Source organism: Actinoplanes rectilineatus (genome assembly GCF_000962825.1).
Taxonomy (GTDB): domain Bacteria; phylum Actinomycetota; class Actinomycetes; order Mycobacteriales; family Micromonosporaceae; genus Actinoplanes; species Actinoplanes rectilineatus.
This window is the reverse complement of record NZ_JZKF01000215.1, coordinates 1-972: the sequence shown is the minus strand read 5'-3', so window position 1 is coordinate 972 and position 972 is coordinate 1. Positions and strand designations below refer to the sequence as shown.

Genomic DNA, 972 nt, shown 5'->3' with positions numbered 1-972 from the left:
GCCCTGCAGCTCGGCCACAACTACATCGGCACGGAGCACATCCTGCTCGGCCTGATCCGTGAGGGCGAGGGCGTCGCCGCCCAGGTGCTGGTCAAGCTCAGTGCCAACCTCGATCGGGTCCGCCAGCAGGTCATCCAGTTGCTGTCCGGCGCCGGCAAGGAGCCGACGGCACCCGGCGAGGCGTCCGCCGCTCCGGCGTCCTCGACGATCCTGGACCAGTTCGGCACGAACCTGACGCAGGCCGCCCGCGACGGCAAGCTCGACCCGGTCATCGGCCGGCAGAAGGAGATCGAGCGGGTCATGGTGGTGCTGTCGCGCCGCATGAAGAACAACCCGGTCCTGATCGGTGAGCCGGGCGTCGGCAAGACCGCGGCGGTGGAGGGCCTGGCCCAGGCGATCGTCAAGGGTGACGTGCCCGAGACGCTGAAGGACAAGCAGCTCTACACCCTCGACCTCGGTTCCCTGGTGGCCGGTTCGCGTTACCGCGGTGACTTCGAGGAGCGCCTGAAGAAGGTGCTCAAGGAGGTCGGTTCGCGGGGCGACATCGTCCTGTTCATCGACGAGATCCACACCCTGGTCGGTGCGGGTGCCGCCGAGGGTGCGATCGACGCGGCGTCCATGCTCAAGCCGATGCTGGCCCGTGGTGAGCTGCAGCTGATCGGCGCGACCACCGTCGACGAGTACCGCAAGTTCGTCGAGAAGGACAAGGCCCTCGAGCGCCGGTTGCAGCCGGTGCAGGTGGGTGAGCCGTCGCTGGCGCACACCATCGAGATCTTGAAGGGTCTGCGGCACGCGTACGAGGCGCATCACCGGATCAGCATCACCGACGCCGCGCTGGTCGCGGCGGCGACCCTGTCCGACCGCTACATCTCCGACCGGTTCCTGCCGGACAAGGCGATCGACCTGATCGACGAGGCCGGGGCGAGGATGCGGATCCGCCGGATGACCGCGCCGCCGGACCTTCGTGACTTC

At 68.3% G+C, this 972-nt stretch carries 1 protein-coding gene; it reads left to right on the top strand.

Annotation, left to right across the window (positions count from 1 at the left end):
* Positions 1–972: Clp protease N-terminal domain-containing protein (locus WH85_RS46165; protein WP_045748583.1), on the top strand; the 972-nt coding region annotated here is incomplete at both ends.